The following is a 4,368-nucleotide window of genomic DNA, read 5'->3' on the forward strand; positions in this document are numbered from 1 at the left end:
CTGACATGAGACCACACAACGATCACTGTTGCTGTAGTACTAGCCGACCTGCGGCCGCACGTCACCCGGTACGAGAGCCTGCCGTACTCGTCGGCGGGGCGGGACCTGGCAGGCGATCTCACCGCGGTGTCGCGGATGTGGCTGGGCAGCGATTTCTGCGCCCGGCACATCCTGGGCCGTCTGCCGTCCCTGGACCAGGTTCCGGAGTTCTGGACCCGTGAGCAGCGCGGTGAGGAAGCCAGCGTATGGCTGCTGTTCCGGCACAAGTACGAATATCTGCAGGCCATATCGGACCGGTTCGCCGGTCACGAGTTGAGCAGAGGCTTCTGCGTCCCGTCCCGGGCGGTCGCGACCTCGCCGCCAGCCGAGCGGATACTGCTGTTCCTCGCCGTGGCGTTGATGGAGTCGTTCGGGATCCGTATCCACGTGTGCGCCGACCCTGAGTACGCGGCGGTGGAGGGCTTCGTCCTGGACCGTGGGCGTCGGGCCGTGGTGGCGAACTGGGTGGGTGCCGAGGGGATCTGGCAGGTTGGTGTTGCCGACGATCGCTCTACGATCCGGGAGTATGGAGATGTGGCGGCGTATGCCGGTGCTCGTTCCGTCATCGCCGGTCGCAGCCCGGTCGAGCGGCTGTCGGCGCTGGCGGCCTACCTGGATCTGGGCTGGTCGTGGCTGGTGCGGCGGTGCGGGGAGTTGGGAGAGTACGGCTGCGCCGGGTTCGCGGAGCCAAGGAGTCGGCTGCTTTCCACGGCTGGCGTGGACCGCGTGCCGCTATATTGCCCGGATCGGGGCCGGTGACTGACAAGGGCCGTGGTCCCTTCCCGGTTTCCTTCCCGCTGAAGGGCGGCACCTGTGTCTGATGCCCGGGCTGACCAGCGACGCGTCCTCGTGGTCAGTCTCGGTGGGACGATCGCGATGACGGCGGCTGCGGACGGTGGTGTCGCCCCGGCGTTGACCGCTGGCGAGCTGCTGGCCGCGGTGCCTGGACTGGCTGAGACCGGCATCGCCGTGGAGAGCGTCGACTTTCGTCGGCTGCCAGGGGCCTCCCTCGGATTCGAGGATCTCACCGCGGTTGCGGAGCTTCTGCGGAAGCGGATGGCCGTCGGCCTCGACGGTGTGGTGGTCGTCCAGGGAACGGACACGATCGAGGAGACCGCCTACCTGCTCGACCTCCACCACGCCGGCTCACGGCCCGTCGTTGTCACCGGCGCGATGCGCAATCCGACCATGGCGGGAGCGGACGGGCCGGCGAATCTGCTGGCCGCCGTCCGGACGGCCGCCAGTTCGGCCGCGTGTGACCTGGGTTGTCTGGTGGTGCTCGCCGATGAGGTGCATGCGGCGCGGCGGGTCCGCAAGACGCATTCCACCGCGGGCTCGACCTTCCATTCTCCCAACGGAGGCCCGCTGGGGTATCTGGTCGAGGGCCAGCCCCGGTTCCTCAGTTGTCTTCCGTACCGTGTGGTGGTGCCGGCGCCGGTGGGCGATCACCCGTTCCGTGTGCCGCTGGTCATGGTTACCTTTGGCGATGACGGGCTGCTGGTGGACGCTCTCGGGGAGCGTGTCGACGGTGCTGTGATCGCCGGTTTCGGTGCCGGTCATGTGCCCGCCTCTCTCGTACCAGCCCTGGGTGACCTTGCAGGACGGGTACCGGTCGTTCTCGCCAGCCGGACCGGTGCCGGCTCCGTGCTCACCGCCACCTACGGCTTTCCCGGCTCGGAACGCGATCTTCTGGGCAGGGGGCTGATCGCGGCCGGGTTCCTGGACGCGTACAAGGCCCGGATTCTGCTGCGTACGCTGCTGGCGGCCGGCGCGGACCGCACGATGATCGAAGCGGCGTTCGCTGTCGAGGGCGGCTATGCCCCTCCTGACCGTTGGCCGTGGGCCGGGTCCGGCAACGCAAGCAAGGGACGGTGAGATGCGTAGCCAGCAGGTGACCCTCGGCAGGACGTTCGCGGTAGCGTTCGACCACGGCGACGACTTCTACACCGCCCTGGACGACTTCTGCCGCACCAACGGGGTACGTCAGGGGTTCGTGCCCGTCTTCATCGCCGGCTTCGCCGAGGTGGAGGTCGTCGGCACCTGCGGCAAACTGGACGACCCCCATGCTCCGGTCTGGTCGGCGGTGCACCTGACCAACGTCGAGGCTCTCGGCGGCGGCACCATCGCCTACGACGAGACCGCCGACCGCATCCTGCCGCACATCCACGTCTCGGTCGGGCTCAAGCAGCACAGCGCCGCGGCGCACACCAGCCACCTGTTGTCGGCGAAAGTTCAGTTTCTGACCGAGATGCTGGTGATCGAGGCCGCCGGGCCGGTGATGAGCCGTGAACGCGACCCAGGCCTGTACGACGTACCGCTGCTCCGGTTCGGTAACGCCCTCGACTGAGGGATGTCCTCACCGACGATCAACTGAGGCGCGGCCGGGCTTCCTGCCGCTGGACGCCCGGGCAGCGAGCCGCCGCTCCCGTCGGCGATGGCCCTGGACACAGCCGGTCGAGTTCATGTCTCCCGGTAAGTCTCCCGCCATCTCTCCCGGCATCTCTCCCGGCAAATCGGGATTCCTCCGCGCGGGACGTGCGGCGATCGTGGTCGTGCACATCGCGGTGTGGTGGCCCTTGTACAGACCAGGGCAGCCCCCTCCGCCCCCCAGAAGGAGTGATCATTAATGGCCCCCGGTGCCCCTGCCAGCGCGGTTCTGGAACGGACCGATCCGGCCCAGCTCGACGCCTGGAACGAGTTCAGACTCGACGTGCAGGTGACGACCGAAGCGGTGGTGGGGTACACGGTGCGCGCGTGCGACACCAGTGACACCTGCGGTTCCACCTGCGTGTCGGCGTGCGCCAGCGCCTGATCAGGGGAAAGAGCGGATCACCGGCTCCCGCGTCTCGACCAGCCAGTAGCCGACAATGATCGACAGGGATGTGATGGGCGGTACTGACACGCCGTTGTACCGCCAGGCCGGTGGTGCGATGCTGCGCGCGGCGGTCCTTCCGCTGCCCCGTACACCGGCCGAGTGGCCGACGTTGTCCGACCCGGGCTCCTGCCGGCTGTGGCTGCGCGATGTGTGGGAACTACCTGGATTCGCCGACGCGATCCGCTATGCCAGCGGTGCTTTTGCCGCCCGGGTCGAGGAGGTCCTCGACGAGAGGATCTCCAGCGGGAAACAGGTCCACCGGGTGACGTTGTCGGTCATCCGGTACCTGTTGCGGTCGATGGGTCGCCCCACGCCGTTCGGCCTGTTCGCGGGCGTCGCCGCGGTCCAGGTCGGTGACGATGCGCGGGTGGTCTGGGACGCCAACCACCGTTTGATCACACGGGCTGACACGCTGTGGCTGGACGACGTCGTCGGGCGGCTGGAGACGCTCCCTGATCTCCTGCCACATCTGGAGGTCATGATCTGCGATCTGCTGGTGGACCGGGGCGATCGGGTCGAGATGCCACGCGGTCCGGGGCGGGTGACGGCACGCAACACCGCCGTCATGCGTCTTGTCCGCGATGCGGCTGCCGGAGCAAGATCCCGCAGCTGCGGGAGGCGCTCGCGGGCACGTTCCGTTCCGGACATCACGGCTTCCTCGCCGCGCAGCTGTTGGCACGGATCGACCTGTGCGACGAGCAGATCGACGAGCTCGACCACCGGATCGAGGTGATGATCGCCCCTTTTCGGGAGACGGTCGACCGGATCCGCACGATCACCGGGGTGGGTGAGGTCACCGCGACCGTGCTGCTCGCCGAAGTCGGCCTGGACATGAGCCGGTTCCCCACCGCTGGCCATCTCGCGTCCTGGGCGGGCATCTGCCCGGGGAACCACACCTCGGGAGGGAAACGCCTGTCCGGTCGTACCCGCCACGGCAACAAGTGGTTACGTACCGCGTTGACCGAGGCTGCGCATGCCGCCGCCCGTAGCAAGAACACCTACCTGGCATCCCACCACGCCCAGGTCCGTGGTCGCCGTGGTGTTCTGAAAGCCATCGGTGCGACCCGCCACGACATTCTTATCGCCTACTGGCACATCATCGCGAACAACACCGTATACCAGGACCTCGGTGGAGACTGGCACGCCCGCCGGCGCCGGGACCCCGAACGACGCAGGAAGAATCTCGTCGGCGAACTGGAGAAACTCGGCTATACCGTCACCGTCACGCCAGCGGCATAATCGTCCGACCCGGACAGAAAGGAAGGCCCGCAGCCGCTAACCGAACACCGATAAAAACAACGCTGGAAGCCGGACTCCCAGCGTCTTCCCTCATGTCCGGAACCAGCCCCTCCATGGTCCAGTAATTCACTCCTCGAGTTAGCCAACAGAGTCCACGCCGGAGCCCTGGGCTGCGGATCCGTACGGGTACCTGCTCCCGCGGCGCCCCACGAGGC

4 protein-coding genes and 2 pseudogenes are annotated in these 4,368 nt (G+C 67.6%); all 6 read left to right on the top strand.

Going from position 1 to position 4,368, the window contains the following annotated elements:
- Positions 1-126 precede the first annotated feature (126 nt).
- Positions 127-798 (top strand): hypothetical protein, encoded by a 672-nt coding sequence (locus tag CV1CTNOD_RS13530; RefSeq protein WP_207386416.1) that lies wholly within the window; start codon positions 127-129, stop codon positions 796-798.
- A gap of 54 nt (positions 799-852) precedes the next feature.
- The gene (locus CV1CTNOD_RS13535) at positions 853-1,914 is read left to right on the top strand and encodes an asparaginase (protein ID WP_207386417.1); all 1,062 of its coding nucleotides are present in this window, start codon (positions 853-855) and stop codon (positions 1,912-1,914) included.
- A 1-nt stretch (position 1,915) separates the two neighbouring features.
- Entirely contained in the window at positions 1,916-2,386 is a 471-nt protein-coding gene (locus CV1CTNOD_RS13540; RefSeq protein WP_131786461.1) for a PPC domain-containing DNA-binding protein, read from the top strand.
- A gap of 279 nt (positions 2,387-2,665) precedes the next feature.
- Positions 2,666-2,851 (top strand): FxLD family lanthipeptide, encoded by a 186-nt coding sequence (locus tag CV1CTNOD_RS13545; RefSeq protein WP_131786462.1) that lies wholly within the window; start codon positions 2,666-2,668, stop codon positions 2,849-2,851.
- A 118-nt stretch (positions 2,852-2,969) separates the two neighbouring features.
- Positions 2,970-3,449 (top strand): annotated as a pseudogene (locus tag CV1CTNOD_RS13550) (lantibiotic dehydratase); the annotation flags it as partial.
- Positions 3,450-3,505: 56 nt separating this feature from the next.
- Positions 3,506-4,153, top strand: a pseudogene (locus tag CV1CTNOD_RS13555) (transposase); the annotation flags it as partial.
- Positions 4,154-4,368 lie beyond the last annotated feature (215 nt).

The organism is Protofrankia symbiont of Coriaria ruscifolia, from assembly GCF_900634745.1.
In the GTDB taxonomy this organism is placed as follows: Bacteria; Actinomycetota; Actinomycetes; order Frankiales; family Frankiaceae; genus Protofrankia; species Protofrankia californiensis.

Excerpts from the sequence above, each read along its gene's own strand:
- CV1CTNOD_RS13540 (WP_131786461.1), top strand. The coding sequence starts at position 1,916 with ATGCGTAGCCAGCAGGTGACCCTCGGCAGGACGTTCGCGGTAGCGTTC.
- CV1CTNOD_RS13545 (WP_131786462.1), top strand. The coding sequence starts at position 2,666 with ATGGCCCCCGGTGCCCCTGCCAGCGCGGTTCTGGAACGGACCGATCCG.